The 25821-nt window shown below is 75.5% G+C and carries 18 protein-coding genes; 9 read left to right on the plus strand and 9 right to left on the minus strand.

The window, feature by feature from the left end:
• Positions 1-67: 67 nt before the first annotated feature.
• From ACFVHV_RS09080 to ACFVHV_RS09100, 5 genes are all read right to left on the minus strand, one after another.
• Positions 68-928 (minus strand): PHP domain-containing protein, encoded by an 861-nt coding sequence (locus tag ACFVHV_RS09080; protein WP_380350151.1) that lies wholly within the window; start codon positions 926-928, stop codon positions 68-70.
• 49 nt (positions 929-977) lie between these two features.
• A complete protein-coding gene (locus tag ACFVHV_RS09085; protein ID WP_359903520.1) occupies positions 978-1616 on the minus strand; it encodes a DUF6758 family protein in 639 nt (212 codons plus the stop codon).
• A gap of 307 nt (positions 1617-1923) precedes the next feature.
• The gene (locus ACFVHV_RS09090; RefSeq protein WP_359903649.1) at positions 1924-2082 is read right to left on the minus strand and encodes a hypothetical protein; all 159 of its coding nucleotides are present in this window, start codon (positions 2080-2082) and stop codon (positions 1924-1926) included.
• 408 nt (positions 2083-2490) lie between these two features.
• Positions 2491-3366, minus strand: coding sequence for an alpha/beta fold hydrolase (locus ACFVHV_RS09095; protein WP_359903518.1), 876 nt, complete (start codon positions 3364-3366; stop codon positions 2491-2493).
• A gap of 199 nt (positions 3367-3565) precedes the next feature.
• The gene (locus tag ACFVHV_RS09100) at positions 3566-5566 is read right to left on the minus strand and encodes a DEAD/DEAH box helicase (protein WP_380350155.1); all 2001 of its coding nucleotides are present in this window, start codon (positions 5564-5566) and stop codon (positions 3566-3568) included.
• A gap of 689 nt (positions 5567-6255) precedes the next feature.
• Between ACFVHV_RS09100 and ACFVHV_RS09105 the strand changes: the two genes are divergently transcribed.
• Positions 6256-6984, plus strand: a complete 729-nt coding sequence (locus tag ACFVHV_RS09105; RefSeq protein WP_049660234.1) for a ferritin-like fold-containing protein — start codon at positions 6256-6258, stop codon at positions 6982-6984.
• A 43-nt stretch (positions 6985-7027) separates the two neighbouring features.
• Here the strand turns inward: ACFVHV_RS09105 and ACFVHV_RS09110 are convergent, their stop codons facing one another.
• From ACFVHV_RS09110 to ACFVHV_RS09120, 3 genes are all read right to left on the minus strand, one after another.
• On the minus strand, positions 7028-7354 hold the full coding sequence (locus tag ACFVHV_RS09110) for a hypothetical protein (protein ID WP_359903512.1): 327 nt from the start codon (positions 7352-7354) through the stop codon (positions 7028-7030).
• A gap of 136 nt (positions 7355-7490) precedes the next feature.
• Positions 7491-7718: a DUF3107 domain-containing protein gene (locus ACFVHV_RS09115; protein ID WP_359903510.1), complete on the minus strand. Its 228-nt coding sequence runs from the start codon at positions 7716-7718 to the stop codon at positions 7491-7493.
• Positions 7719-7849: 131 nt separating this feature from the next.
• The gene (locus ACFVHV_RS09120) at positions 7850-8512 is read right to left on the minus strand and encodes a TetR/AcrR family transcriptional regulator (protein ID WP_359903508.1); all 663 of its coding nucleotides are present in this window, start codon (positions 8510-8512) and stop codon (positions 7850-7852) included.
• Between the two features lie 264 nt (positions 8513-8776).
• On the opposite strand from ACFVHV_RS09120, the gene ACFVHV_RS09125 reads away from it, so the two are divergent.
• From ACFVHV_RS09125 to moeZ, 5 genes are all read left to right on the plus strand, one after another.
• Positions 8777-9631: an alpha/beta fold hydrolase gene (locus ACFVHV_RS09125; protein ID WP_380350160.1), complete on the plus strand. Its 855-nt coding sequence runs from the start codon at positions 8777-8779 to the stop codon at positions 9629-9631.
• Between the two features lie 543 nt (positions 9632-10174).
• The gene (locus tag ACFVHV_RS09130; RefSeq protein WP_380350163.1) at positions 10175-11806 is read left to right on the plus strand and encodes a DUF3492 domain-containing protein; all 1632 of its coding nucleotides are present in this window, start codon (positions 10175-10177) and stop codon (positions 11804-11806) included.
• A complete protein-coding gene (locus tag ACFVHV_RS09135; RefSeq protein WP_380350166.1) occupies positions 11806-12924 on the plus strand; it encodes a hypothetical protein in 1119 nt (372 codons plus the stop codon). The genes ACFVHV_RS09130 and ACFVHV_RS09135 overlap by 1 nt, the downstream gene beginning before the upstream one ends.
• 136 nt (positions 12925-13060) lie before the next feature.
• Positions 13061-14050 (plus strand): NAD-dependent epimerase/dehydratase family protein, encoded by a 990-nt coding sequence (locus ACFVHV_RS09140; RefSeq protein WP_380350169.1) that lies wholly within the window; start codon positions 13061-13063, stop codon positions 14048-14050.
• A 228-nt stretch (positions 14051-14278) separates the two neighbouring features.
• On the plus strand, positions 14279-15457 hold the full coding sequence (moeZ, locus tag ACFVHV_RS09145) for an adenylyltransferase/sulfurtransferase MoeZ (protein ID WP_359903497.1): 1179 nt from the start codon (positions 14279-14281) through the stop codon (positions 15455-15457).
• 91 nt (positions 15458-15548) lie between these two features.
• Here the strand turns inward: moeZ and ACFVHV_RS09150 are convergent, their stop codons facing one another.
• Positions 15549-18341, minus strand: coding sequence for a flippase-like domain-containing protein (locus ACFVHV_RS09150; protein ID WP_380350172.1), 2793 nt, complete (start codon positions 18339-18341; stop codon positions 15549-15551).
• A gap of 135 nt (positions 18342-18476) precedes the next feature.
• Between ACFVHV_RS09150 and ACFVHV_RS09155 the strand changes: the two genes are divergently transcribed.
• The 3 genes from ACFVHV_RS09155 (at position 18477) to ACFVHV_RS09165 (ending at position 25667) form a co-directional block, all read left to right on the plus strand.
• Positions 18477-18827, plus strand: a complete 351-nt coding sequence (locus ACFVHV_RS09155) for an MGMT family protein (RefSeq protein WP_380350175.1) — start codon at positions 18477-18479, stop codon at positions 18825-18827.
• Positions 18828-18961: 134 nt separating this feature from the next.
• The gene (locus ACFVHV_RS09160) at positions 18962-22342 is read left to right on the plus strand and encodes an ATP-dependent helicase (RefSeq protein ID WP_380350178.1); all 3381 of its coding nucleotides are present in this window, start codon (positions 18962-18964) and stop codon (positions 22340-22342) included.
• A 58-nt stretch (positions 22343-22400) separates the two neighbouring features.
• Positions 22401-25667 (plus strand): ATP-dependent DNA helicase, encoded by a 3267-nt coding sequence (locus tag ACFVHV_RS09165; RefSeq protein WP_359903486.1) that lies wholly within the window; start codon positions 22401-22403, stop codon positions 25665-25667.
• Positions 25668-25821 lie beyond the last annotated feature (154 nt).

The following is a 25821-nucleotide window of genomic DNA, read 5'->3' on the forward strand; positions in this document are numbered from 1 at the left end:
CGGCGGCGTCGAACCCCGGGGCAAGGGATTACGGGTCCCCTGCCCCCGCGTCCGCGTCCGCCCCCGCTCAGCGCTCGATCGGCTTGGCGCCGGTGGCCTGCGCCAGCAGCGCCCCGTACACCTCGGGGTCGGTGGTGTGTTCGCCGAGCCGGACGGTCTTGCGGGTGCCGTGGTAGTCGCTGGAGCCGGTGACCAGCAGGCCGAGCTCGCCGGCCAGGCCGCGCAGCCGGATCCTGGTGTCCTCGTCGTGGTCGGTGTGGTCGACCTCCAGCCCGGCCAGCCCGGCCGCCGCGAGGTCGGCGATCACCTGGTCGGAGACCGTCCGGCCGCGCTTGACCGCGCCCGGGTGGGCGAACACCGGCACCCCGCCGGCCGCCCGGACCAGCCGGACCGCCGCGACCGGGTCGGTCTCGTGCTTGCGCACGTCCGCCCGCCCGCCGTTGGCCAGCCAGTCGGCGGTGAAGGCGTCCGAGACGGTGGCCACCACGCCCGCCTCGACCAGCGCGCTGGCGATGTGCGGCCGCCCGACCGAGCCGGCCCCGGCGATCCGCCGCACCTGCTCCCAGCTGATGTCCGCGCCGAGCTCCCGGCAGCGCTCCACGATCGCCCGCCCGCGCCGGAACCGGTCGGTGCGCACCAGGTCCCGCTCGCGCGCGAACTCCGGCTCCTCGGGGTCGAACAGGTACGCCAGCAGGTGCATGCTGATGCCGTCCACGGCACAGGACAGCTCGGCGCCCGGGACGACGGTCAGCCGGCTGCCGGCGGGCAGTGCGCGCACCGCCCCGGCGGCCTCGGCGTGGCCGGCCACGGTGTCGTGGTCGGTCAGCGCCACCACGTCGAGGTCCGCGGCGACGGCCGCGGCGACCAGCTCGGCCGGGCTGTCGGTGCCGTCGGAGGCGTTGCTGTGGGCGTGCAGGTCGATGCGCACGGGTCGGGCTCCTGGGGGCTCGTGGGTGCCGCCCAGGATAGGCCAGCGGTCAGCCGAGCAGCCGGGGGGAGAGAGCCCCGCAGGGCAGCAGGTCCAGTTCGGCGCCCGCCTCGCGAAGGTCGGTCAGCACCAGCTCGTCGTACATCACCAGCGCGGACTGCTCGGGCCAGGCGACCGCCCAGAGCCAGAGTCCGCGGGCCTCGCCGGCGAACACCGCGCGGTCGGCCGGGGCGTCCGGGACGTGGAACATCGGAGTGGGCCGCCCGGCGGCCATCAGCTTGGCGTCGGCGGGCTTGTAGAGGCCGACGGAGTCGCCCGGGTCCGGCCCGGGCAGGCCCGCGTAGCGGGCACCGAGGCCGACGCCCAGCTCCTCGGCGATCAGCACCAGCTCGCCGAAGCCGCCGAGCGGGGCCGGTCCGGAGCAGGCGACGGCGGTGGCCCGGGCTCCCGAAACGTCGTCACCGACGTGGGCGATGCCGGTGTAGAGCCAGCCGACCGGGAGCGGCCAGGGCAGCCAGACCGGGACCTGGGAGCGGGCGACGGCGACGCCGAGGGCCTCCACACTCGGGGGCAGCACGGGCTGCATCGGGTGCACGGCTCCGTGCCGGTCGCACTGCCAGGTGTCTGAGAACAGACCGGGGGCGCGGACCCGACCGGCGCACCTCGGGCAGCTTGGCTCGCCCCTCATAGCCGTCAACGCTCCTCCCTCCGGACCGCCGCGTCAAGGACGATCACCCGTACGGAGGGCTCGGCGGCACCTGTCGGTGGCGGACGCCCGGACCGGCACCGGGTGGGCGCGGCGCGGGCGGTTCCCGTTGGGGGATGTCCCGTCCCGGGCGGCGGCAAACGTTCCGGCTCCGACCCCGAACGCACTGACGCCCCGTCATCGGCGAATGCGGTGACGGGGCGTCAGTCGGGTATCGGAACGTCCGGATCGGACGCTCCCGGGTCGTCGGCGGCGGGTGTGGGCTCCGGGTCGGAGGCGCCGCGCCGGGTCAGACGGTCGGGCACGGGCGGATGAGCAGGCGCTCGCCGGTGCGGGCGGCGGCGTCGACGACCTCGCGCACGGTGGCGGCGTCGGCGATCAGGCGGTCGGCGGCGGAGCCGTTGGTGTCGTCGAGCCGGACGATCTCGAAGCGCATGGTCTTCGTCATGGGCGTCTCCTTTCCTGACCCCGCGGGGCGGGGCGGTCGCGGCTGAGTCGGTATCAGCCCTTTCGGGGTCCTGCGGATCCGGCGGTGAGACCGGACCGGGCGGGTCGTAGTCGCGGGTGCGGCGGTCTGCTGCGGCAAGGGCCCCCTTGCTTGCCTGGTGCGTCCAGTGCCTCGTGAACCACGGTGACGTGGCGGTACTACCGGGCCGTTGCCCGTCCGTAAAGTCCAGGTTTCGGGAGATTGGCGCCGAGCGGAGGCCGGCGATGATTCCCGGACAGAATCAAAGATTACCGTAACTAACGAATTTTGTCCTGTGTTGAAGCCGGTCGAAGTTGCAGAAGTGGTACAGACCACTTTCGGTGAACCGGGGGAACCGGACCGGTCCGGCGGGCGTCGGCGCCGGCCGCGTCAGCCCCAGAAAGCCGCCAGCGCCTCGGCCGTGGCGGCCGGCCGCTCGGCGTTGGGGGAGTGGCCGGCGTCCGCGACCACCACCCGGCGGGCACCCAGCCGCTCGGCCATCGCGGTCTGCTCCGGGACCGGCCAGGCGTGGTCCCGCACGCCGGACAGCACCAGCAGCGGCAGCCCGGCGGTGGCGGCGGCCAGCTCCGCCACCCGGTCCGGCGCGGTCACCAGATGGCCGCCGGTGACGGACAGTGCCCGCGGCACGTTGGCCAGCCAGCGCCGGTGCAGGAACTCCGCGACGGCCGGCTCCAGGTTCGGCCGCGGCTGCCCGCTCTCCGCCTCCAGCTGCCGCATGACCTGCCAGATCTGCTCCAGGTCCATGCCCCGCAGGGCGTCCAGCAGCAGCTCGGTGCGGGCCGCCTCGGCCGGATCGATCGCGCCCGGGCCGGTGGACACCAGGGTCAGCGACCGCCAGGGCAGCGGGCCCTCGGCGGCCGCGGCGAGCACCGCCTCGCGCACCACCTGGCCGCCGAAGGAGTGCCCCAGCAGGTGCAAGGGGGTGCCGTCGGCGGTCAGCGCCCCGGTCAGCGCCCGTACGTCCGCGCCGAGCGCCCCGACGCCGTACGCCGCCGGGTCGTCCGGGCCGCCGGTCTCGTACTGCCCGCGCTGGTCCACGGCCGTCACCCGGTACCCGGCCGCCGCCAGCGGCTCCAGCAGCGCGATGAAGTCCTCCTTGCTGCCGGTGAACCCCGGCACCAGCAGTGCCGAGCCGCGCACCGGCCCGGCCGGCTCCGCCCGCAGCGCCGCGAACTCCCCGCGCCCGGTCACCACCCGCTCGGCCCGCGCGCACCGGGGCAGCGTCAGAAACGGCGGCGTGCTCATGGGCTGCTCTCCCTGCTGTCCTGCCGGCGACCCGCCGGTCCGCCGGGGACTCCCCGGCGCCCCGAGCCTAGTGACCTGAGGCGGAGGCGGGGCGGGGCCCCGGGAACGATCGGCGGGACGGGACCGCGGCGTGGAACGCCCGAGGGGGCGGGCCCGGCCGGGTGGCCTGGCCCGCCCCCTCGGGGGGACACACGGAGTGTCAGCTCTCCGGGGTGGCCTCCACCGGGGCGGCGACCTTGCGGGCGCGGGTGCGCTTGCGCGGGGCCGGGACCTCGGTGGCGTCGGCCTCGGCGGCCGGAGCCTCCGGGGCGGTCTCGGCGACGGCCTTCGGCTTGCGGGCCCGGGTGGCCTTCTTGGCCGGGGCCGGGGCCTCGGTGGCGTCGGCCTCGGCGGCCGGAGCCGTCTCGACGGCCTCCGCCTTCGGCTTGCGGGCCCGGGTCGCCTTCTTCACCGGAGCGGGGGCCTCGACGACCGCGGTGGCCTCGGCGACGACGGCCTCGGCGGCCGGAGCCGTCTCGGTGGTCTCCGCCTTCGGCTTGCGGGTCCGGGTGCGGGTGGCCTTCTTCGCCGGGGCCGGGGCCTCGGCGACCGCCTCGGCGGCGGCCTCGACCACTGCGGCGGCCTCGGCGACGACGGCCACGACGGCCTCGGCGACCGGGGTCGACTCGACCGCCACCGCGGCCTCGGCCGAGGCGGCACCGCCGCGCGAGCGGCGACGGCGACGGCGCGGAGCGGCCTCGCCCTCGGCGCCCTCGACGGCCGGGGCCGCCACGGCGGCACCGGTCACGACGGCAGCGGCCTCGCCCTCGGCGCCGACCGCCGTGCCCCGGCGGGTGCGGCGGCGCTCGCGGGTGCGGCGCGGCTGCTGCTCCTCGGTCTCGGCCGTGGCGGGGCCGGCGCCCGGACGGCCGGAGCCGCCCTGGCCGCCGCGTCCACCACGGTCACCGCGCTCACTGCGGTCACCGCGCTCACCGCGACCGCCGCGGCCCGAGCGGGCGCCGCGTCCACCGGTCTCGCCGAGGTCCTCGACCTCCTCCGCGTTGAGCCCGGCGCGGGTCCGCTCCGATCGCGGCAGGACACCCTTGGTGCCCGGCGCGATCTTCAGCAGCTCGTACAGGTGCGCGGAGGTGGAGTAGGTCTCCTCCGGGTCGTTGAACGGCAGGTCCAGCGCCTTGTTGATCAGCTGCCAGCGCGGGATGTCGTCCCAGTCGACCAGGGTGACGGCGGTGCCGGAGGCGCCGGCCCGGCCGGTGCGGCCGATCCGGTGCAGGTAGGTCTTCTCGTCCTCGGGGCACTGGTAGTTGACGACGTGGGTGACGCCCTCGACGTCGATGCCGCGGGCCGCGACGTCGGTGCAGACCAGCACGTCGACCTTGCCGTTGCGGAAGGCCCGCAGGGCCTGCTCGCGGGCGCCCTGGCCGAGGTCGCCGTGGACCGCGCCGGCCGCGAAGCCGCGCTGGGTCAGCTGGTCGGAGACGTCGGCGGCGGTGCGCTTGGTGCGGCAGAAGATCATCGCCAGCCCGCGGCCGTCGGCCTGCAGGATGCGCGAGACCATCTCGACCTTGTCCAGCGAGTGCGCACGGAAGATGTGCTGCTCGATGTTGGCGACGGTCGCGCCGGTGTCGTCCGGCGCGGCGGCCCGGATGTGGGTCGGCTGGCTCATGTACCGGCGGGCGAGGTTGATGACCTGGCCCGGCATGGTGGCCGAGAACAGCAGGGTCTGCCGCTTGGCCGGCAGCATGGTGATGATCTTCTCGACGTCCGGCAGGAAGCCGAGGTCGAGCATCTCGTCGGCCTCGTCCAGGACCAGCGCGCGGACCTTGGACAGGTTGAGCTTCTTCTGCCCGGCCAGGTCCAGCAGGCGGCCCGGGGTGCCGACCACGATGTCGACGCCCTTGGTGAGCGCCTCCACCTGCGGCTCGTACGCCCGGCCGCCGTAGACGGCGAGGACGCGCACGTTGCGCACCTTGCCGGCGGTCTGCAGGTCGTTGGTGACCTGGGTGCACAGCTCGCGGGTCGGGACGACGATCAGCGCCTGCGGGAAGTCGGAGAGCTGGTCCTCGGTGGCCCGGCCGGCGTCCACGTCGGCGCGCACGATGGCCCGCTCGATCAGCGGGAGGCCGAAGCCGAGGGTCTTGCCGGTGCCGGTCTTGGCCTGGCCGATGACGTCGTGGCCGGTCAGCGCGACCGGCAGGGTCATCTCCTGGATGGGGAAGGGGTGGACGATGCCGACGGACTCGAGTGCCTCGGCGGTCTCCGGGAGGATCCCCAGTTCCCGGAACGTCGTCTTGATGGGTTCAGCGGTGGTGGACAGGGTGCTGCCTCTTCCGTTTTCGAAAGGGCCGAGAGCGAGCGGCGGGCGGGCAGCCGCGCGGCTGCCTACGGGCCTGGGCGGCCCTGATACAGCTGCGCGGACGCACAACCGCGCCGGTCCCTGCGGCCGGCCGGTGCGCGCTGCCCTGGTGCGGGGCGCGTCGCCGGCGGCGTCGGGGAGGATTCCCGTGAGGGACCTGCGCGGGACCTCCGCCTCGGGGCGTGGTCTCGGCGGCCCTCGCTCGGCCACTGATGCGGTGCCAAGGCTTGAAGTCCAAGCCATGGTCGGAGCCGATCGGCTCTCCGACCGGGCATCCGCGTACGTGAGTACCCGTGCCTCCGGTGCGGACACGTCCGGCTGGACGGTGCCACTACGGAGGGTTCGCGCGGGGTACCGAGACGGCGGTGACACCATGCGAACACGACGGGCTCCGTACCACCATACAGTCAGGCGACGACTCGAACACGTGACGCGTCTGACATTGCCCCCGGCAACTGCCACCGGAGCGGCCGGTCCGGCCGGTCACCGGGCGTGCCCGGGCACGGGGCGGCGGGGCGGGACTAAAGTTGCGGGTCATGGAGACCCATGGTGAGACGCAGGACGCGGCGGCCGGCTCGATCGGGGACTGGGCCGCGTGCTCGGCCGACCCCGGCTACCGGGCGGCGGTGCTGGACCTGCTCGGCGCGCTCGCGTACGGCGAGCTCAGCGCCTTCGAGCGGCTCGCCGAGGACGCCAAGCTGGCGCCCGACCTCGCCGACAAGGCGGCGCTCGCCCGGATGGCCTCCGCCGAGTTCCAGCACTACCAGCGGCTGCACGACCGGCTCGCCGAGGTCGGCGCCGACCCGCAGGAAGCGATGCGGCCCTTCGTCGAGCCGCTGGAGCTGTTCCACCGGATGACGGCGCCCTCGGACTGGCTGGAGGGCCTGGTCAAGGCCTACGTCGGCGACGCCATCGCGACCGACTTCTACCGCGAGGTGGCCGTCCGGCTGGACGACGACACCCGTGACCTGGTGCTGAGCGTGATGTCCGACACCGGCCACGCCCAGTTCGCCGTGGACAAGGTCCGCCAGGCCATCGAGGCCGACCCGCGGGCCGGCGGCCGGCTCGCCCTGTGGGGCCGGCGGCTGATGGGCGAGGCGCTCAGCCAGGCCCAGCGGGTCGTCGCCGAGCGCGACGCGCTGTCCAACCTGCTGGTCGGCGGCGTGCAGGTGCAGGGCTTCGACCTGGTCGAGGTCGGCAAGATGTTCAACCGGATCACCGAGGCGCACACCAAGCGGATGGCCGCCCTCGGCCTGGCGTCCTAGGAGTCCTCGGGCGTCAGGGGGCCTCGGGCCGCCGGCGGGTTCCTCAGGCCGCCCGGTGCCGCCGCGACGCGCGGTGGGCGCCGGGCCGGTGCGGGTGGTGCCGGTGCGCCGGGGCGCGCCCGGCGGCGAGGTCCGGCCGGGCCAGCAGCGAGGTGAGCACGCCCGCGGCCACCGCCGCGGCCGCGACGGACACCGCGGGCTGGCGCCCGTCCACGCCGAAGTGCGCGACCACCCCGCCGACCAGCGCCGCCGCCAGCGCGGTGCCCAGTGTCAGGGCCCGGGCGGCGCGGAAGTACGCGGGCAGGGCCAGCAGGGCGGCGCCGCCCGTGACCAGGCCGACGAGGGCGAAGGCGATCGACTCGACCAGCAAGGCTGCCTCCCGGGGGAACGGGCGTGCGGCACCGGCGCCGCACCCTCGCCGTACCCCGCCCCACCCGGTCGTACACGCGACGGTGCCCCGCTCCCTCGCGGGAACGGGGCACCGGACGATCCTGTGCGGCGACGCCTCAGGCGGTGCCGAAGCCGACCTTGCGGGAGGCCGACTCGCCGATCTCCACGTACGCCAGGCGCTCGGCCGGGACGATGATGCGACGGCCGTGCTCGTCGGACAGCGCGAAGATCTTCTCCGAGCCCTCCAGTGCCTTCGCGACCGCGCTCTGGACCTCATCGGCAGTCTGCGAGCTCTCGATCACGATCTCGCGAGGCGCGTTCTGCACGCCGATCTTGACCTCCACGGCTTCCGTCCCTCCGGGGTTGCAGCCTCCACGCACGGGCACCGGACCGCCTGGGACAAGCGTTCGCGGCGACCGTGCCGTACGGCTTCACCATAGAGCACCGGATCCCCGGCCCGACGAAGGTCGGTGGATCAGCCCTGGTGGGCGGCACCCTCGCCGGACTGCTCGCCCGGGTGCATCGGGAAGCCCTTCAGGCCGCGCCAGGACAGGCTGGCGACCAGCCGCACCGCCTCGTCGCGGGGGATCTCCAGGCCCTGCGAGAGCCAGTACCGGGCGGTGATCTGGGCCAGGCCGCAGACCCCGGCGGCGAGCAGCTTGGACTCCGCCTCGGGCAGGTCGGTGTCCTCCTGGATCACCTTGCTGACCAGCGTCGCGCTCGCCTCGGAGGCCCGCTCGACGCGCTCGCGCACGGCCGGCTCGTTGGTCAGGTCCGACTCGAAGACCAGCCGGAAGGCGCCGGACTCGCTGGAGACGTAGTTGAAGTACGCCTCCATGGTGTTGGCCACCCGCTGCTTGTTGTCGTTGGTCGCCGACAGCGCCTCGCGGGTCGACTCGACCAGGGCGTCGCAGTGCTTGTCCAGCAGCGCCAGGTAGAGCTCCAGCTTCCCGGGGAAGTGCTGGTAGAGCACCGGCTTGCTCACCCCGGCGCGGTCGGCGATGTCGTCCATGGCGGCCGCGTGGTAGCCCTGCGCGACGAACACCTCCTGGGCGGCACCGAGCAGTTGTTCACGGCGGGCGCTTCGCGGCAGGCGGGCACCGCGCGGGCGCTCCTGCGCCTCCTGGATGGCCGTCACGGCGCTCCTCACTTCGGGGTCTGTTCGCTGCTGCAGGATGGCCGATTCTACTTTTCGGTAACCGCGCCCGCGTTCGGCGAAGGCGAGAAAAGACGATCGGCCTGGTTGTCAGGAGCCCACAATACGGCGCTGACCTCGGCCTCGGCAGTGGTGGGACGGAGGCGGCCCACGGCCCGACCACCCCGGCGCTTCCGGGGCGGGGCTCACTACCATCGTCCACCATGAGCAGCGCTGAGCAGCAGGTACGTACGGTCGAGGTTCCCGGTGCTCGCGGTGCACCGCCCCGCCGCCGACGGCGTCGCCGACGGGCGCGAGCCCGGGCTCTTCGTGCACGGCCTCGGCGGCTCGGCCGCCAACTGGGAGGCCCTGATGGGCCGGCTCTCCGGGCACGTCGACGGCGAGGCCGTGGACCTGCCCGGCTTCGGCCGCTCCCACCCGCCCACCGACGGCAACCTCACCGTCTCCGGCCACGTCCGCGCGGTGATCGGCTACCTGGAGGCCTCCGGCCGCGGCCCGGTCCACCTGTTCGGCAACTCGCTGGGCGGCGCGGTCGCCGTCCGGCTGGCGGCCGTGCGCCCGGACCTGGTGCGCAGCCTCACCCTGGTCTCCCCGGCGCTGCCCGAGCTGCCCCCGCAGCGCTCCGCCTGGCCGACCGGTCTGCTCGCGGTGCCCGGCGTGCCCGCGGTGCTGCGCCGGCTGTCCGCGGGCGGGCGCGACGCGGAGGCGGCCACCGAGGACCTGCTGCGGCTGGTCTACGGCGCTCCGGAGAGCCTGAGCCCGGAGACCCGGGCCCAGGCGGTCGCCGAGTACCGGCGCCGGCTGGAGGTGCCGCACGCGATGCAGGCGCTGGTCGGCTCGGCCCGCGGCATCGTCTCGGCGTACACCGAACGCGGCGACCAGGCGCTGTGGCGGCAGGCCGAGCGGGTCGGGGCGCCGGTGCTGCTGGTGTACGGGCTGCGCGACAAGCTGGTCTCCTACCGCTCGGCCCGCCGCGCCTGCGCGGCCTTCGCGGACGCCCGGCTGCTGGTGCTGCCGGAATCCGGGCACGTGGCGATGATGGAGCACCCCGACGAGGTCGCCCGGGCGGTACGGGAGCTGATCGCGCACACCACCGGCTGAGCGCACACCACCGGCCGAGCGGACGTCACCGGCCGAGCGCACGGCGCGGGTGGGGCGCGAGCCGCGGCGGGCCGATCGCGCGCCCGGGCGGGGCCGCGCGGGCGGCCGCGCATACCGCCCGGTAACGGCCCGGATCGGGTCGAGGTCACGGCGGTTCACTCGATCAGGTGGCAGGCAGGCATGTGACCGATGGATCGGCCGGGGCCGGTCCTACCTTTCTGCTGTCGGACCGAACAGGTGTGGGGGAGCCGCGGCCGCCGGAGCAACCGGAGGGCGGACGCGGCCGAGGGGTTCCGGCGGGCCGGGCCCGACCGCCGAAGCGGGCGGGAGCCCGGGGGAACGGAACGCGGCGCGGCCGCGACCGGGCCGCCGGCGGGCCGCACGGAGGCACCGCGGCGCCGACCCGGGCCGACCGGACCTCCCTTCCCCGACCGTTCCCGCCGTCGTGCGGGGGCGCCCCGGGCGACCGCCCGGGCCGCCCGGAAATCCGTCGATCCGTCCGTGATCCCGCTCAGCGAATCAGCTCTGCCCTGGAGGTCTCCCGTGCGCGTTGCCCTGCTCACCGAGGGTGTCCGTCCGCATTCCCGGCGTGGTGCCGGGGGCTGGTGCGAGCGGCTGGCCGAGGGCCTGCCGGAGCACGGGTTCGAGCTGTACCTGCTGACCGGCCCGCGGCCGGGGCCGGCCCGGCGGGCCCCGGACACCGCGGAGCGGCTGCCGGCCGTCCTGCACGGCCCGCACGAGCTGGCGCTGTGGGGGCGCCGGCCGGGCGGCCGGGCGCCGGGCGCGGTGCGCAGACGCCGGTACGCCGGGGCGTACGAACAACTGGTGCGGGCCCTGGTGCTGCCCGCGGAGAGAGCCGGCTTCGGGCCCGGGCTGTACCGGCTGGCGGCGCTCGCCCGGGAGGACGGCGGGCTGCCCGCCTTCCTGGCCTCCGCGCACGCCCGCCGGCTGCTGGAGCTGATCTGGCGGCTGCCCGGCGCGGACACCTCGGCCGGGCAGCCGCTGGTGTGCGACGTGCTGGTCGCGGCGGACCTGCTGGAGCAGTGCCTGCGCCCGCTGTCCGCGCCCTGGTACGGCACCGGCCCCGGCGGCCTCGGCGCGGCCGACCTGTGCCACGTGGTCGGCGGCGGTCCGGCCGCGCTGCCCGCCCTGGTGGCCCGGCACCTGCACGGGGTGCCGTTCGTGGTCACCGAGCACGGCCTGCACCTGCGCGAGCAGTACCTCGGCCACCGCGAGGCGCCGTACCGGTGGCCGGTCCGCGCCCTGCTGCTGTCCTTCTTCCGGGCGCTCACCGGGGAGACCTACCGGCAGGCCGCGATACTCACCCCCGGCAGTGCCCACGACCAGCAGTGGCAGCGCCGCTGCGGGGCCGACCCGGCGCGCACCCGGGTGGTGTACGAGGGCACGCCGGCGGTGGACCGCCCGGCCGCCGGGCCGGAGCCCGCGGCGCCGACCCTGGTGTGGGCGGGCGCGCTGGAGCCGGGCCGGGACCTCGAACTCGCGCTGCACGCCCTCGCCCGGGTCCGCGCCGAACTGCCCGGCGCCCGGCTGGCGGTGTACGGCGAGGAGGCGGCGCCCGGCTACCGGGCGCACTGCGCGGCGGTGGCCGAACGGCTGGGAGTGGCCCCGGCGGTGGACTTCGCCGGGCGGCCCGGCTCCCTCGCCGGGGCCTGGGAGGCGGGCACGGTGACGGTCTTCTCGGGGCTCTCCCAGCGCAGCCCCCGGCTGCTCGCGGACGCGATGCTCAGCGGCCGGGCGGTGGTCTCCACCGATGTCGGGGTGGCCCGCGAGGTGGTCGGGCCGACCGGGCTGCTGGTGCCCGCCCGCGATCCGCGCGCCCTGGCCGGCGCCTGCCTGGCGCTGCTGCGCGACGAGGAGCGGCGGGGCCGGCTCGGGCTGGCCGGGCGGCTGCGGGCGCAGGAACGCTTCGCCGTGGAGCCGGTGATCGGCGCGTTCCGGGAGATCTACCTGGAACTGGTCTCGCAGTACCCGGCCTTCCCCGGCGGCGGGGGCGGCGGGGAAGGCGGGCCCGCGCCGCGCCCGTTCGCCCGTCCCGCCGAGTGCTGGCTGGCCGACGGCCCGCGCGGGGGCGGCACCCCGGAGGAGGGGAACGCGAACCCGGACGGGGTGCGGGAGCCGGCCGGGCGGCGGGCCGAACTCGCGGAGGCCCGCTGATGCCGGGCGGGACCCTGCTCGGCGGCAGCGCGGACCCGGTGCGCGAGGTGATGGCGGAGCACCGCGGGCTGTGCGAGCGCGCCGTCGACCCGCTGGAGATCGCCGCCGGGCTGGAGGAGGCCGGGCTCGGCCCGGACACCGCCGCCCGCTGCCGGCACGCCGACCTCTTCTCGCTGGCCGAGGAGCTGTACGCCCGGGTGCCCCGCCGCCCGCCGGCGCCCCGGCCGGTGGAGCGGCGGTCGGGCGGAGCCGCCGCCCGGGCCGCGCTGACCGCCGCCGCGCTGACCGCCGCCGCGCTGGCCGCGCTGCCCTGCGCGGGGGTGGCCGCGCTCGGGCCGCGCTGGCCGGTGCTGCTGTCCGCCGCCGTCCCGCTGGTGCTGCTGCCCGCGCTGACCGCGCCGTCCCCGGCCGATCCCGGCCCGCCGTGCGCCGGACCCGTCCGCCCGCCGGACGCCCTGGGGCCGGGGCCGGCCGGGGCACCGGCGCCCCGGCCGCTCCCGGGCACCCGGCTGCGCCCGGCGGCGCTGGGCCACGGGCTGGGCCTGGCCGCGCTGCTGCTGCTCCCCTCGGCCGTGCCGGGCGGGGACCGTCCGCAGGCCGTCGCGCTGGTACTGGCGGCGGCGGTCTCGGCCGGGGCGGCCGAGCGGACGGCCCGCTGGTACCGGCAGGTCGGCCGCGGCCACCTGGGCACGGCGGGCACCCTGGCCGGGTTCCGGGCCCGGATGCGGCCGGTGCTCCCGGTCGCGCTGGCCCTGCACCTGGCGGTGCTCGGGGTGCTGAGCTTCGCCGCGCTGGCCGTGCTGGCCGTCGTCGCGCCGCGCCCCGGGCCGGGCCACGGCGGCGGGCCGCTGCACCTGGCGGTCGAGCGGGCCGGCCCCGCCCAGTGGGCGGCGCAGGGCGTGCTGGGCCTGCTGCTGGTGCTGCCGGTGCTGCTGGCGCGGTGCGGCCGGACGGCCGCCGCCGCGGCGGGGGCGTCGGCCGGGGCCGCCGCGGTGCTCGGGCCGCTCGCCCTGGGGCGCTCCGCCCCGGAGGCCTGGCTGCTCGGCGGCGGCACCGTCGCGGCGGCGCTGCTGGCGTACGCCGGGGCGGTGCTCGGCCGGGCCGGCTCGCACCGCTGAGTGCCGTCCGCCGACACCGTCCACCCGCTCCGTCGCTCCACCGCGGGGATCCGCCGCGTGATCCCCGCTCTCGTCCCGTTCGTTGAACTCAGTCCGCCAGGTCGTCCCGAACTGGCTTCGTGGAAGGACACCCCCGATGAGGGTGCTGCTGCTGGGCGCCGACGGCTTCATCGGCCGCCGGGTCACCGATCGTCTGCTGATGGACCAGGAGTTGCAGGTGACGGTGCTCGGCCGGCGCGACTCGGCCGACATCCGCTTCGACCTGACCACGGGGAGCCCGGGCGCGCTGGCCCGGTTCCTGGACGCGGTCGCGCCGCAGGTGGTGATCAACTGCGCGGGCGCCACCTACGGCAGCTCGCGCACCCTGATCCGGTCGAACACGTTGGCCGTCGCGACCGTCTGCGAGGCCATCCGGCGCAGCCGGGAGCCGGCCCGGCTGGTGCACGTCGGCTCGGCCGCCGAGTACGGGCCGGTGCCCGGCGGGGTGCCGGTGTCCGAGCAGGCCGAGCCGCGGCCGGTCGGCCCGTACGGGGTGTCCAAGCTGGCCGGGACGGAGCTGGTGCTGGCCTCCGGCCTGGACGCGGCGGTGCTGCGGGTGTTCGACGTGGTGGGCCCGGGGGCGCCGACCGCCTCGCTGTTCGGGCGGCTGGCCGAGGGCCTGCGGCGGGCACTGGAGCGGGACGAGCACCAGGTGCGGATGCCGGACCTGTCCGGATACCGGGATTTCGTGGACGTGCGGGACGTCGCGCGGGCCATCCGGGCGGCCGCGGTGTCGGCCGCCACCGGGGTGATCAACATCGGCAGCGGGCACGCCGTGCGGGCCCGGGACGCGGCCCAGCTGCTGGTGCGGGCCTCGGGCTTCGAGGGGCAGATCGTCGAGGAGAACCGGCAGGTCCTGCTGCCCGCGCAGGCCGCCGGGGCGGGCGGCGACCACCTGCCCGGCCACCACCTGCCGGGTCACCGGCCGGAGGGGCACCGCCCGGAGGGCCGGGCGGTGCCGGGCGAGCCGGTGCCGTGGCGGCAGGCGGACGTGCGCACCGCCCGGGACCGTCTCGGATGGCGGACGCAGGTGCCGCTGGAGGAGTCGCTGGGCGACGTGTGGCTGGAGACGGCCTGCCGGGTGTGAGCGTGCCGAGCGGTGCCCCGGGCCCGTCAACCACGGGCTCGGGGCGCCTTTCCGGGGCCCCGCCGCCGGTTCCACGATCCGGTGCCGCCCGTCTCGCCCATCGGACGGGCTGTCTCGGAATAGCGACGGGGCGTGACACTGTTGGCCTAGACAGCCACCCGAGTGGCGGAGCAGCAACCCGCAGCGCGGTTGGCCCTGGCCACCCGAACAAGACCCATCGGAGTCCCCGTGTCGTTGCCACCCCTGGTCGAGCCGGCCGCCGAGCTCACCGTTGACGAGGTCCGCCGGTACTCCCGCCACCTGATCATCCCGGACGTGGGCATGGCGGGGCAGAAGCGGCTGAAGAACGCCAAGGTGCTGTGCGTCGGCGCCGGCGGCCTCGGCTCGCCGGCCCTGCTGTACCTGGCCGCCGCCGGTGTCGGCACGCTGGGCATCGTCGAGTTCGACGTGGTCGACGAGTCGAACCTGCAGCGCCAGGTGATCCACGGCCAGTCGGACGTCGGCCGGTCCAAGGCGGAGTCGGCCCGCGACTCGGTCAAGGAGATCAACCCGTACGTCGACGTGGTGCTGCACGAGGAGCGCCTCGACAACTCCAACGTCATGGAGATCTTCTCCGGCTACGACCTGATCGTGGACGGCACCGACAACTTCGCCACCCGCTACCTGGTGAACGACGCCGCGGTGCTGCTCGGCAAGCCGTACGTGTGGGGCTCGATCTACCGCTTCGACGGCCAGGCCAGCGTGTTCTGGGCCGAGCACGGCCCCTGCTACCGCTGCCTCTACCCGGAGGCCCCGCCGGCGGGCATGGTCCCCTCCTGCGCCGAGGGCGGCGTGCTGGGCGTGCTGTGCGCGTCCATCGGCTCGATCCAGGTCAACGAGGCGATCAAGCTGCTCGCCGGCATCGGCGACCCGCTGGTCGGCCGGCTGGTGATCTACGACGCCCTGGAGATGAACTACCGCCAGGTGAAGGTCCGCAAGGACCCGAACTGCGCCGTCTGCGGCGAGAACCCGACGGTCACCGAGCTGATCGACTACGAGGCCTTCTGCGGCGTCGTGTCGGAGGAGGCGCAGGCCGCCGCCGCCGGTTCGACCATCACCTCGCAGCAGCTCAAGCAGTGGCAGGACGACAAGGAGGACATCTACCTCATCGACGTCCGCGAGCCCGGCGAGTACGAGATCGTCAACATCCCCGGCGCGGTGCTGATCCCGAAGAACGAGTTCCTGATGGGCGACGCGCTGGAGAAGCTGCCGCAGGACCGGAAGATCGTGCTGCACTGCAAGTCGGGCGTGCGCTCGGCCGAGGTGCTGGCCGTGGTGAAGGCCGCCGGCTTCGGCAACGCCGTGCACCTGGGCGGCGGCGTGCTCGGCTGGGTGAACCAGATCGAGCCGCACAAGCCGGTCTACTGACCGACGCCCCCACCGTGGAAGGGCCCGCCGTCCGGCGGGCCCTTTTCCGTGCTCCGGTGCGCGCGGGGAGGTCGGCGGCGCCCGGGGCGGCTCAGAGCGCCTTCTTGCGCTGGAGCACGTTGTAGGCGATCCAGCCCGGCAGCACCGGCAGCCAGAAGGTGAGCGCCCGGTAGAGGAAGACCGCCGGGGTGGCGATCGTGGGGGAGACGTCGGCGACGGTCAGGGCGCCGATCAGGGCGACCTCGACCGGGCCGATGCCGCCGGGGGTGGGGATCGCCGAGCCGGCCGCGTTGGCGGTCAGGAAGACCACCGCGACGGCCGAGAAGCTGACGTCGCCGCCGAAGGCCTGCACCGAGAAGTCCAGGCAGGCGGTGAAGGAGAGGGTCAGCAGCAGGATGCCGCCGAAGCCGGTGACGAGCTTGCTGGGCGTCTGCATCAGGTCGAGCATCCGCGGCACCACGCCGAAGAACAGCGAGCGCAGCCGGCCCAGCACGAACCGGCGCAGCGGCGCGACGGCGGCCACCACCAGGGCGAGCACGGCGGCGCTCAGCACGCCGATGATCACCGCGCGGGAGGCGGAGAGGTCGCCGTTGGTCTGGCTGCCGGTGATCAGGCCGAAGCTGAACAGCAGCAGCAGGTGCCCGGCCAGGCCCGCCAGTTGGGAGGCGCCGACCGAGGCCACCGCCTGGCCGGAGCGGATGCCGGCCCGCTGCAGGTACCGGGTGTTGAGCGCGATGCCGCCGATCGCGGCGGGGGCGACCAGCTTGACGAAGGAGCCAGCCAGCTGGGCGGCGACGGTGCGCCGGAACGGCAGCCGCTCGGGGACGAAGCCGGTCAGGCTCATCGCGGCGGCGACGTAGCTGAAGGCGGCGGCGAGCAGGGCGGCCGCGGCCCAGGCCCAGTTCATCTGGGAGAGCTTCAGCTGGGCCGGCTTGATGGTGGTCAGGGCCAGGTACGCGGCGAAGGTCAGCGCGATCACCATGATCAGGCTCTTCGGCTTCAGCCGTTCCAGCTTGACCGGGGCCATCGGGGCCTCGGGGGCGATCTGGAGGATCTGGCCGCGGATGCGGCTCAGCAGGTCCTCGCCGGCCACCGCGATGTCCTCCTCGGCCTGCTGCTGGGTGCGCTCGCCGGCGGCGACCTGCTCCAGCGCCCTGGCCCGGGCGGCGGTCTTGCGCTCCTTGGTGAGCTTGGCGAGGTCGACCCGGGTGGAGCGGCTCATCCCGACCGGCTGGAGCAGCGGCAGCGCCTGGGCGACCCGCTCGGCGCCGAGCACCGCGTTGGCGGTGGCGACGGCGCGCTCCGGGCCGATCCGCAGCGCGAAGGTGGTGAGCAGCTGGGCGACGTCGATGCGCAGCGTCAGGTCGGTGGCGGCGATGTCGCCGCCGGAGAGGTTGACCAGGCAGCCGGTGCGCTCGTCCACCACCAGCAGCGACTCGCCGGTCAGCCGGCGGTGGGCGATCCGGCGCTCGTGCAGGGCGGCCACCGACTGCCAGACCGAGGCCATCACCGGGTCGGTGACCTCCTCGTCGGCCAGCTCGTCCAGGGTGCGGCCCTCGACGTTCTCGTACACCAGGATCGCGGCGTCCGGGCCGAGCTCGGAGGTGGCGACCAGCTGCGGCGCGCGGGCGCCCGAGGCGGCCGCCGCGTACGCGATCAGGGCCTCCTGCTCCAGCGCCTGGCGCAGCGACTGGGGGCTGCGGCGCACCGCGACCGAGCGCAGCCGCAGCCGTCGCCAGGCCCGGTAGAAGAAGCCGGAGGCCTGCTGCTCGCGGTCGATGATGTGCACGTCCAGCGGGGGCCCGCCCTGCTGGGTGACGTGGTAGCGGCGGGTGCCGCCGGGGGCGTCGGGGGCGCGCACGGCGCCGGCCGGGGTGAAGCCGACCTTGCGCAGGCCGATCATCAGGTGCTGGCCGGTGGGCCGGATGTTGGGGGAGCCGATCGCGTACAGCGTGCCGTAGGCGACGGACCAGCCGATCAGCACGGTGAGCATCAGCGACAGCGGGGTGGTGTAGCCGCCGAGCAGCTCGGTGACCCCGCTGAAGACCACCACCACCCACAGGGCGACCCGCCAGCGGGGTCTGCTCGACATGCCGACGGCGGTCATGTAGGCGATCACCGGGGCGAGGTAGCCGTGCACCGGGTCGGTGAGGGTGCCGTTGCTGTCCAGGGGCAGCCTGGTCAGCGCGTCCCGGGTGTGCTCGGAGGCGCCCTCGGCCACCCACCAGTCGATGCCGAGCGAGACGCCGTACGCCAGCACCGAGGCGAGCACGCCGTCGGCGACCCGCAGGCCGTCGCGTTTGATCAGCCGTTCGACGGCGAAGGCCAGCGGCACGGCGAGCACCGCGACGCTGGAGAGCAGGCCGGTGATGGTGGAGAACACCGCGGAGAAGTGCGGCGCGTTGGAGGCGATGTCCTGTTCGATGCCGCTGGTGGTCCCGGTGGCGATGCCGGCCAGCACGAAGACGGCGACTATCCCGAGGACGCCGGCCAGGAAGCGGATCAGGTCGGACGGGCGGTGCGCGCGGGCGGCGAGCAGCGGCTCGTCGACGTCCAGGTGCGGGGCCTCGTCCAGCGGCTCGTGGTCCGGCGGCTCGTGGTCCGCCGGCTCGTGGTCCGGCGGCTCGTGGTCCTCGGACGGGACGGCAGGGGTCGTCGGGAGCGCCGGCTCCGGGGCCGAGGTGGTCTCGGCCGCGGGAGGGCCGGGCTGTTCGGGGGCCTTCGCGGGCGCGGGGGTCTTGATCGTTCGGTCCTTGATCAGGGAGACTTCCGGCGTCGGGCCCGGTTCGGGCCGGCCTTCGCTCTCGTTCCCGGGCGTCGACGGCACGGCGGAGGCGGACTCGTCGGAGTCCTTGTCCACGCCCACGTCAGCCGTCCCGGTCATCTGGTCTTGTCCTCGTATCACCACTCACCGCCCCGGAAGATGGTGGCATGCCCCGGCGTCCCGTGCGGGACAGGGGGCGGATCGGGCGCGGCGGATCGTACGCACCGGGCCACGGACGCGCCCCTGTAAGGAAGAATGCCGCAGGTGACGGACGCAACACACGACGGTCTTCCGGACGCCCTGCCGCCGTTCGCCGAACTGGTGCTCGACCTGACCGAGCGGATTCCACCCGGCAGGGTGATGACCTACGGCGACGTCGCCGAGTACCTCGGCCAGGGCGGCCCCCGGCAGGTCGGCCGGGTGATGGCACTGTACGGCGGCTCGGTGCCCTGGTGGCGGGTGATCCGCGCGGACGGCCGCCTGCTGCCCGGGCACGAGCAGCGCGCCCTCGCCCACTACGGCGACGAGGGCACCCCGCTGCGCGAACTCGCCGACCCGCCCCGGGTCGACCTGAAGCGGGCCCGCTGGGACGGCGCGCAGGCGTAGGCCCGGCCCGGGTCGCATTGTGCCGAAACCGCCGCGCGGACGGGAATGACGGGGCAGGATCGTAGGCTCGGTACGGGCGGGCCCGACGGGTCCGCCTCCGCCGTGCCCCACCGTTCGACCCCCAGGACCAGTTCGTGAGCTCCCCCTACCGGCTCGTGCGCAGCCCGCTCGTCCAGCCCGACCCACCCGTGCTGGACGCCTACCAGCGCGCCGTGGTCGAGCACACCGGCGGGCCGCTGCTGGTGCTGGCCGGACCGGGCACGGGCAAGACCACCACCCTGGTCGAGGCGGTCGCCCGGCGGATCGAGGACGGCACCGACCCCGAGCGGATCCTCGTCCTCACCTTCAGCCGCAAGGCCGCCACCGAGCTGCGCGACCGGATGTCCGGCCGGCTCGGCGGCTCGGCCGCCGCCCCGCAGGCCACCACCTTCCACTCCTTCTGCTACGCCCTGCTGCGCGCCCACCAGGACCCGGCGGACTACGCCGAGCCGCTGCGGCTGCTCTCCGGCCCCGAGCAGGACGTCATGGTCCGCGAGCTGCTGGCCGGCGGCGCCGAGGACGCCAAGCACGGCAGCACCCGCATCGAGTGGCCGCTGGACCTGCGGGCCTGCCTGACCACCCGCGGCTTCGCCGACGAGGTCCGCGCCGTCCTCGCCCGCAGCCGCGAACTCGGCCTCGGCGAAGCCGAACTGGAACGCTTCGCGCAGGGCGTCCAGCGCCCCGACTGGGCCGCCGCCGCGCACTTCCTGGCCGACTACCTCGACGTCCTCGACCTGCGCGGCGTCCTCGACTACGCCGAACTCGTCCACCGCGCCGTGCTGCTCGCCGAGCGCCCCGAGGTCGGCGAGCAGCTGCGGCGGCGCTACGAGGTCGTCTTCGTCGACGAGTACCAGGACACCGACCCCTCCCAGGTCCGGCTGCTGCGCCAGCTGGCCGGCGGCGGGCGCGACCTCGTCGCGGTCGGCGACCCGGACCAGTCGATCTACGCCTTCCGCGGCGCCGACATCAACGGCATCCTCGACTTCCCGCAGGCCTTCCGGCGGGCCGACGGCAGCCCCGCCGAGGTCAAGGTGCTGCGGGTGTCCCGCCGCTCCGGCGCCGTGCTGCTCGCCGCCTCCCGGGAAGTCGCCCGCCGGATGCCGATGGGCCGGCTGCCCGCCGACAAGCTCGCCCAGCACCGCGCCCTGCTGCCCTCCCGCGAGGGCGGCAGGGTCGAGGTCTACACCTACCCGACCCCCGGCGCCGAGCTGGACTCGATCGCCGACCTGCTGCGCCGCGCCCACCTGGAGGACGGCGTGCCCTGGGGCGAGATGGCCGTGCTCGTCCGGGCCGGCGCCCGCTCCATCCCCGGCGTGCGGCGGGCGCTCGGCGCGGCCGGCGTCCCGCTGGAGATCGACGGCGACGACCTGCCGCTGCGCGAGGAGCCGGCCGTCGCCCAGCTGCTGCTCGCCCTGCGGGCCTGCGCCGAGCAGGCCGCCCGGGACAAGCAGGGCGACCCGGACGCCCCCGACCCGCTCACCACCGACGTGGCGCACGCCCTGCTCACCGGCCCGCTCGGCGGCCTCGACGGCTCCGACCTGCGCCGGCTCGGCCGCGCCCTGCGCGAGGAGGAACGCGCCGCGCTGCGCGCCGCCGCCGGGGCCCGTCTTCAAACTCCCGCCTGCGGGGCGGACGACGGGAGTTTGAAGACAGGCCCCCGCGCCGCCGCCGTCCCGCGCCCGGCCGCCGAACTGATCCGCGAGGCCCTCGCCGAACCCGAGCGCCTCGTCGCCCTCGACCCCGCGCACGCCCGCCGCGCCCGCGACCTCGGCACCCTGCTGCGCAAGGTCCGCGAACAGCTGGCCGGCGGCTGCACCGCCGAGGAGGCGCTCTGGGAGCTGTGGGACGGCAGCCGGCGCTGGCGCGAGCGGCTGGAACGGGCCGCCCTGCGCGGCGGCGCGGCCGGCCGCAACGCCGACCGCGACCTGGACGCGCTGTGCGCCCTGTTCGAGACCGCCGCCCGGGCCGAGGAGCAGGTCACCGGCCACCGCAGCGCCCTGGACCTGCTCGCCGAACTCGAAGCCCAGGACATCGCCGCCGACACCCTCACCGTCCGGGCGGTGCGCCCCGAGGCGGTGCGCCTGATGACGGCCCACCGCTCCAAGGGCCTGGAGTGGCGCCTGGTCGTGGTGGCTGGCGTCCAGGACGGCCTCTGGCCCGACCTGCGCCGTCGCGGCTCCCTGCTGGAGGCCGACCGGATCGGCCGCGACGGCCTCGCCGAACCGCTCTCCCCGGGCGCCCTGCTCGGCGAGGAGCGCCGGCTCTTCTACGTCGCCGCGACCCGCGCCAAGGAGCGGCTGATCGTCACCGCCGTCAAGGCTCCCGCCGACGACGGCGACGAACCGTCCCGCTTCCTGCGCGAGCTCTACCGCGAGGACGTCGACCCGCGGACCGGCAAGGTGGTCCGCCGCACCCCGCCGGTCACCGTCGAGGACGTCACCCACCGCCCGCGCCGCCCGCTGTCCGTCGCCGCACTGGTCGCCGAACTGCGCGCCGTCACCGTCGACCCCGCCCGCTCGCCCGAACTGCGCCGCGCCGCCGCCGAACGGCTCGCCACCCTGGCCGCCGCCACCGACGAGGACGGGCTGCCGCTGGTTCCCGCCGCCCAGCCCGAGCGGTGGTGGGGCCTGGACGACCCCACCACCGCCCCCGAACCGCTGCGCAGCGCCGACGTGCCGGTCCGGCTGTCCGGCAGCGGGCTGGAACAGCTGGAGAGCTGCTCCCTGCAGTGGTTCCTGGACAAGGAGGTCAAGGCGCGCGGCGCGGGCTCGGCCGCCCAGGGCTTCGGCAACGTGGTGCACGCCCTCGCCGACGAGGTCGGCTCCGGCCGCACCCCCGCCGACCTCGCCGTGCTCATGGAGCGGCTGGACACCGTCTGGGACGCGCTGGCCTTCGACGCGCCCTGGAAGTCCCAGCAGGAGAAGACCGAGGCCCGCGCCGCCCTGGAGCGCTTCCTCAACTGGCACGTCCTGGAGCGCGGCCGGGACCTCGTCGCCACCGAGCACGGCTTCGACGTCACCCTCGACGTCGGCGGCGTCGCGGTGCGCATCCGCGGCTCGATGGACCGGGTGGAGAAGGACGCGGCCGGGCGCGCCTACGTGGTCGACTTCAAGACCGGCAAGCAGATGCCCACCGACAAGTCGCTGCCCGAGCACAAGCAGCTCGCCGTCTACCAGCTCGCCGTCCGGGCCGGCGCCCTGAACGAGCTGCCCGGCTTCACCGGGCACCCGCCGGACACCGGCGGCGCCGAACTGGTCCACCTGCGCGAGCCCGCCGCCAAGGCCGCCTCGGACGCCCCCAAGGTGCAGCGGCAGGAGCCGCCGGAGGGCGAGCCCTGGATCGAGAACCTGCTCGCCGAGGCGGCCGGGAAGGTCCTCGCCGAGCGCTTCGTCCCGCGGACCGGCGCGGGCTGCGACCGCTGCGCCTTCCGCCGCAGCTGCTCCGCCCAGCGCGACGGCACCCAACTCGTCGAGTAGGGGGCGGGCGGGGAACGGCCGGGCGGGGTTTGTCCGTCGCTCCGGTTACGGTTGCGGGGTGACCGCCGTGCTCAGCCATCCCGACCAGCTCAAGGAGCTGCTGGGGATCCCGTTCAACCGGGAGCAGATGGCGGCCATCGGCGCCCCCCTGGAACCGGCCGTGATCGTGGCCGGCGCCGGCTCCGGCAAGACCACGGTGATGGCCGCCCGCGTGGTCTGGCTGGTCGGCTCCGGTGCCGTACGGCCCGAGGAGGTGCTCGGCCTCACCTTCACCAACAAGGCCGCCGGCGAGCTCTCCGAGCGCGTGCGGGCCTCGCTGCGTCTCGGCGGGCAGGGGGCGCCCCCGGACGAGGACTGGGGGAGGGCGGCCGACCGGGCCGCCGCCGAGCCGCTCGGCGACCCGGAGATCTCCACCTACCACGCCTTCGCCGGGCGCCTGCTCAAGGAGCACGGCCTGCGGATCGGCATCGAGCCGGACGTCCGGCTGCTCGCCGACGCCACCCGCTTCCAGCTCGCCGCCAAGGTGCTGCGCACCGCCCGCGGCCCGTTCCCCGCCCTCACCGGCACCTTCTCCAACCTGGTCGCCGACCTGGCCGCGCTGGACGGCGAACTCGCCGAGCACCTGGTCGAGCCGCAGACCCTGCGCGAGTTCGACGAGCGGCTGCTGGACACCCTCGCCACCGTCAAGTTGACCAACGACGACCTGCGGGCCGTCCCGGTCACCGCCCGGGCCCGGCTGGAGCTGCTGCGCCTCGTCGAGGACTACCGGCGCCGCAAGCGCTCCGCCGGGCTGATGGACTTCGGCGACCAGATCGCCGCCGCCGCCCGCCTGGCCCAGCAGCGCCCGGAGGTCGGCGAGCTGCTGCGCGACCAGTTCAAGGTGGTGCTGCTGGACGAGTACCAGGACACCTCGGTCGCCCAGCGGCTGATGCTCGCGGGCCTGTTCGGCGCCCCCTCCGACGGCGCCCGCACCGGCAGCGGCCACCCGGTGACCGCCGTCGGCGACCCCTGTCAGGCGATCTACGGCTGGCGCGGCGCCTCCGTGGCCAACCTCGACGAGTTCCCCCGGCACTTCCCGAAGGCCGACGGCCGCCCCGCCGCCCGCTACGCGCTCAGCGAGAACCGCCGCAGCGGCGGCCGGCTGCTCGCCTTCGCCAACGAACTCGCCGCCCCGCTGCGGGAGATGCACGAGGGCGTGGAGGCGCTGCGCCCGGCCCCCGGCGCCGAGCGGGACGGCTTCGTGCGGGCGGCGCTGCTGCCCACCCACGCCGAGGAGGTCGACTGGCTGGCCGACTCGATCGCGCACCTGGTGCGCACCGGCACCGCGCCCGGCCGGATCGCCGTGCTGTGCCGCGGCGGCGCGGCCTTCCCGGACATCCACGCCGCGCTGGTCGCCCGGGAGGTGCCGGTCGAGGTGGTGGGCCTGGGCGGGCTGCTGCAGCTGCCCGAGGTGGCCGACCTGGTGGCGGTCTGCGAGGTGCTGCAGGACCCGACCGCCAACGCGGCGCTGGTGCGCCTGCTGATCGGCCCGCGCTGGCGGATCGGCCCGCGCGACCTCGCGCTGCTCGGCCGCCGGGCCGCCGACCTGGTGCGCACCGACCGGCCGGAGGGCGTCGAGGCGCTGGCCGCGGCGGTCGCCGAGGCCGATCCGACCGAGGTGGTCTCGCTGGCCGACGCGGTGGAGACCTTCCTGGACCCCTCGGCCGGTGAGGAGGGGAAGCCGGACGAGCTGCCGTTCTCCGCCGAGGCCCGGGTGCGTTTCGCCCGGCTCGCCGTCGAGCTGCGCGAACTGCGGCGCTCGCTCGCCGACCCGCTGATGGACGTGCTGCACCGGGTGCTGTCCGTCACCGGGCTGGAGGTCGAACTCGCCGCCTCCCCGCAGGCCCTGGCCGCCCGGCGGCGGGAGACCCTGTACGCCTTCCTGGACGTCGCCGCCTCCTTCGCCGACCTCGACGGCGACCCGGGCCTGGCCGCCTTCCTCGGCTTCCTGCGCGCCGCCCAGGAGTACGACCGCGGCCTGGACAGCAGCCTGCCCGGCGGCGAGGACACCGTGAAGGTGCTCACCGCGCACAAGTCCAAGGGCCTGGAGTGGGACGTGGTGGCCGTCCCCGGTCTGGTGCGGGGCGCGTTCCCCTCGTCGAGCCCGCGCGAACGCTGGACGAGCACCAAGCGGGTGCTCCCGCACGCCCTGCGCGGCGACGCCGAAACTCTGCCCGACGTCCGCGGCGGGTGGAACGGGAAGTCGATGGCGGCGTTCAAGAAGGAGCTGGCCGACCACTCCGGCGTCGAGGAACTGCGCCTGGGCTACGTGGCGTTCACCCGGCCCAGGTCGCTGCTGCTGGCCTCCGGGCACTGGTGGGGGCCGAGCCAGAAGACCGTCCGCGGCCCGTCCGACTTCCTGGAGCGGCTGCGCGAGCACTGCGAGCGGCCCGGCGCGGGCGAGGTCGAGCACTGGGCCGAGCAGCCGGAGAAGGGCGCCGAGAACCCGGCGCTGGCCGCCCCCGTCGAGCGGCCCTGGCCGCTGCCGCTGGACCCGGCCGCCCAGCACGCCCGCCGCCGGGTCGCCGGGGTGGTGCGCGCCCGGGTGGCGGGGGCGCCCGCCCCCGAAGCCGAGGAGACGGCCCCCGAGGACCAGCGTCAGGTCGCCTCCTGGGACCGCGATCTGACGGCGCTGCTGGGCGAGTTGGAGCGGTCCCGGCGCACCGCGCGGGACGTGCCGCTGCCCGCCGCGCTGTCCGCCACCCAGCTGCTGCGGCTGGCCGCGGACCCGGACGGCTTCGCGCACGAGCTGGCCCGCCCGATGCCGCGCCCCCCGCAGCCGGCGGCCCGGCGCGGCACCCGCTTCCACGCCTGGGTGCAGTCCCGGATCGAGCCGCTGCTGCTGGTCGAGCCCGGCGCGCTGCCCGGCGCCGACGACGACGGCATCGAGGACGAGCAGGACCTGGAGCGGCTCAAGGAGGCGTTCCTGCGCACCCCGTACGCCCGGCGCAAGCCCCACCGGGTGGAGGTGCCGTTCCAGCTGGTGCTGGCGGGTCGGGTGGTGCGGGGACGGATCGACGCGGTCTACCGGGAGGATGACGCGTTGTCGGAATCCGGTGGTGCGTCACGCTACGAAGTGGTGGACTGGAAAACCCATCGGGAGGAGACCGCCGACCCGTTGCAGCTCGCGGTCTACCGGCTGGCCTGGGCCGAGCACGCGGGCGTCGATCCCGAGCAGGTCACGGCGTCGTTCCTGTACGTCCGCAGTGGCCGGATCGTCCGTCCGGCAGGACTTCCCGACCGAAAAGAGTTGGAACGGCTCCTGATCGGGAACAGTGACTATTGAGTCACGCAGAGCATCCAAGTCGTCATGCCAGTGCCCGAAACCTGTGCGTCATGCACGTTTCGCGCCTATTGTGGGGTCGGTAACCGGTCAACCCCCGTACTCCGGCCGCCAGCGAGGCCCGCATTCCCTGACCCTCAGTCATCACCGCAGGTGC

This window comes from Kitasatospora sp. NPDC127116 (genome assembly GCF_042677365.1).
In the GTDB taxonomy this organism is placed as follows: Bacteria; Actinomycetota; Actinomycetes; order Streptomycetales; family Streptomycetaceae; genus Kitasatospora; species Kitasatospora lactacystinica.

Bases quoted from the DNA above. Each gene is read 5' to 3' on its own strand.
- ACFVHV_RS09085 (WP_359903520.1), bottom strand. From the start codon at position 1,616: ATGAGGGGCGAGCCAAGCTGCCCGAGGTGCGCCGGTCGGGTCCGCGCC.
- ACFVHV_RS09090 (WP_359903649.1), bottom strand. From the start codon at position 2,082: ATGACGAAGACCATGCGCTTCGAGATCGTCCGGCTCGACGACACCAAC.
- ACFVHV_RS09095 (WP_359903518.1), bottom strand. From the start codon at position 3,366: ATGAGCACGCCGCCGTTTCTGACGCTGCCCCGGTGCGCGCGGGCCGAG.
- ACFVHV_RS09100 (WP_380350155.1), bottom strand. From the start codon at position 5,566: ATGACCCTGCCGGTCGCGCTGACCGGCCACGACGTCATCGGCCAGGCC.
- ACFVHV_RS09105 (WP_049660234.1), top strand. From the start codon at position 6,256: ATGGAGACCCATGGTGAGACGCAGGACGCGGCGGCCGGCTCGATCGGG.
- ACFVHV_RS09135 (WP_380350166.1), top strand. From the start codon at position 11,806: ATGCCGGGCGGGACCCTGCTCGGCGGCAGCGCGGACCCGGTGCGCGAG.
- ACFVHV_RS09140 (WP_380350169.1), top strand. From the start codon at position 13,061: ATGAGGGTGCTGCTGCTGGGCGCCGACGGCTTCATCGGCCGCCGGGTC.
- ACFVHV_RS09150 (WP_380350172.1), bottom strand. From the start codon at position 18,341: ATGACCGGGACGGCTGACGTGGGCGTGGACAAGGACTCCGACGAGTCC.
- ACFVHV_RS09155 (WP_380350175.1), top strand. From the start codon at position 18,477: ATGCCGCAGGTGACGGACGCAACACACGACGGTCTTCCGGACGCCCTG.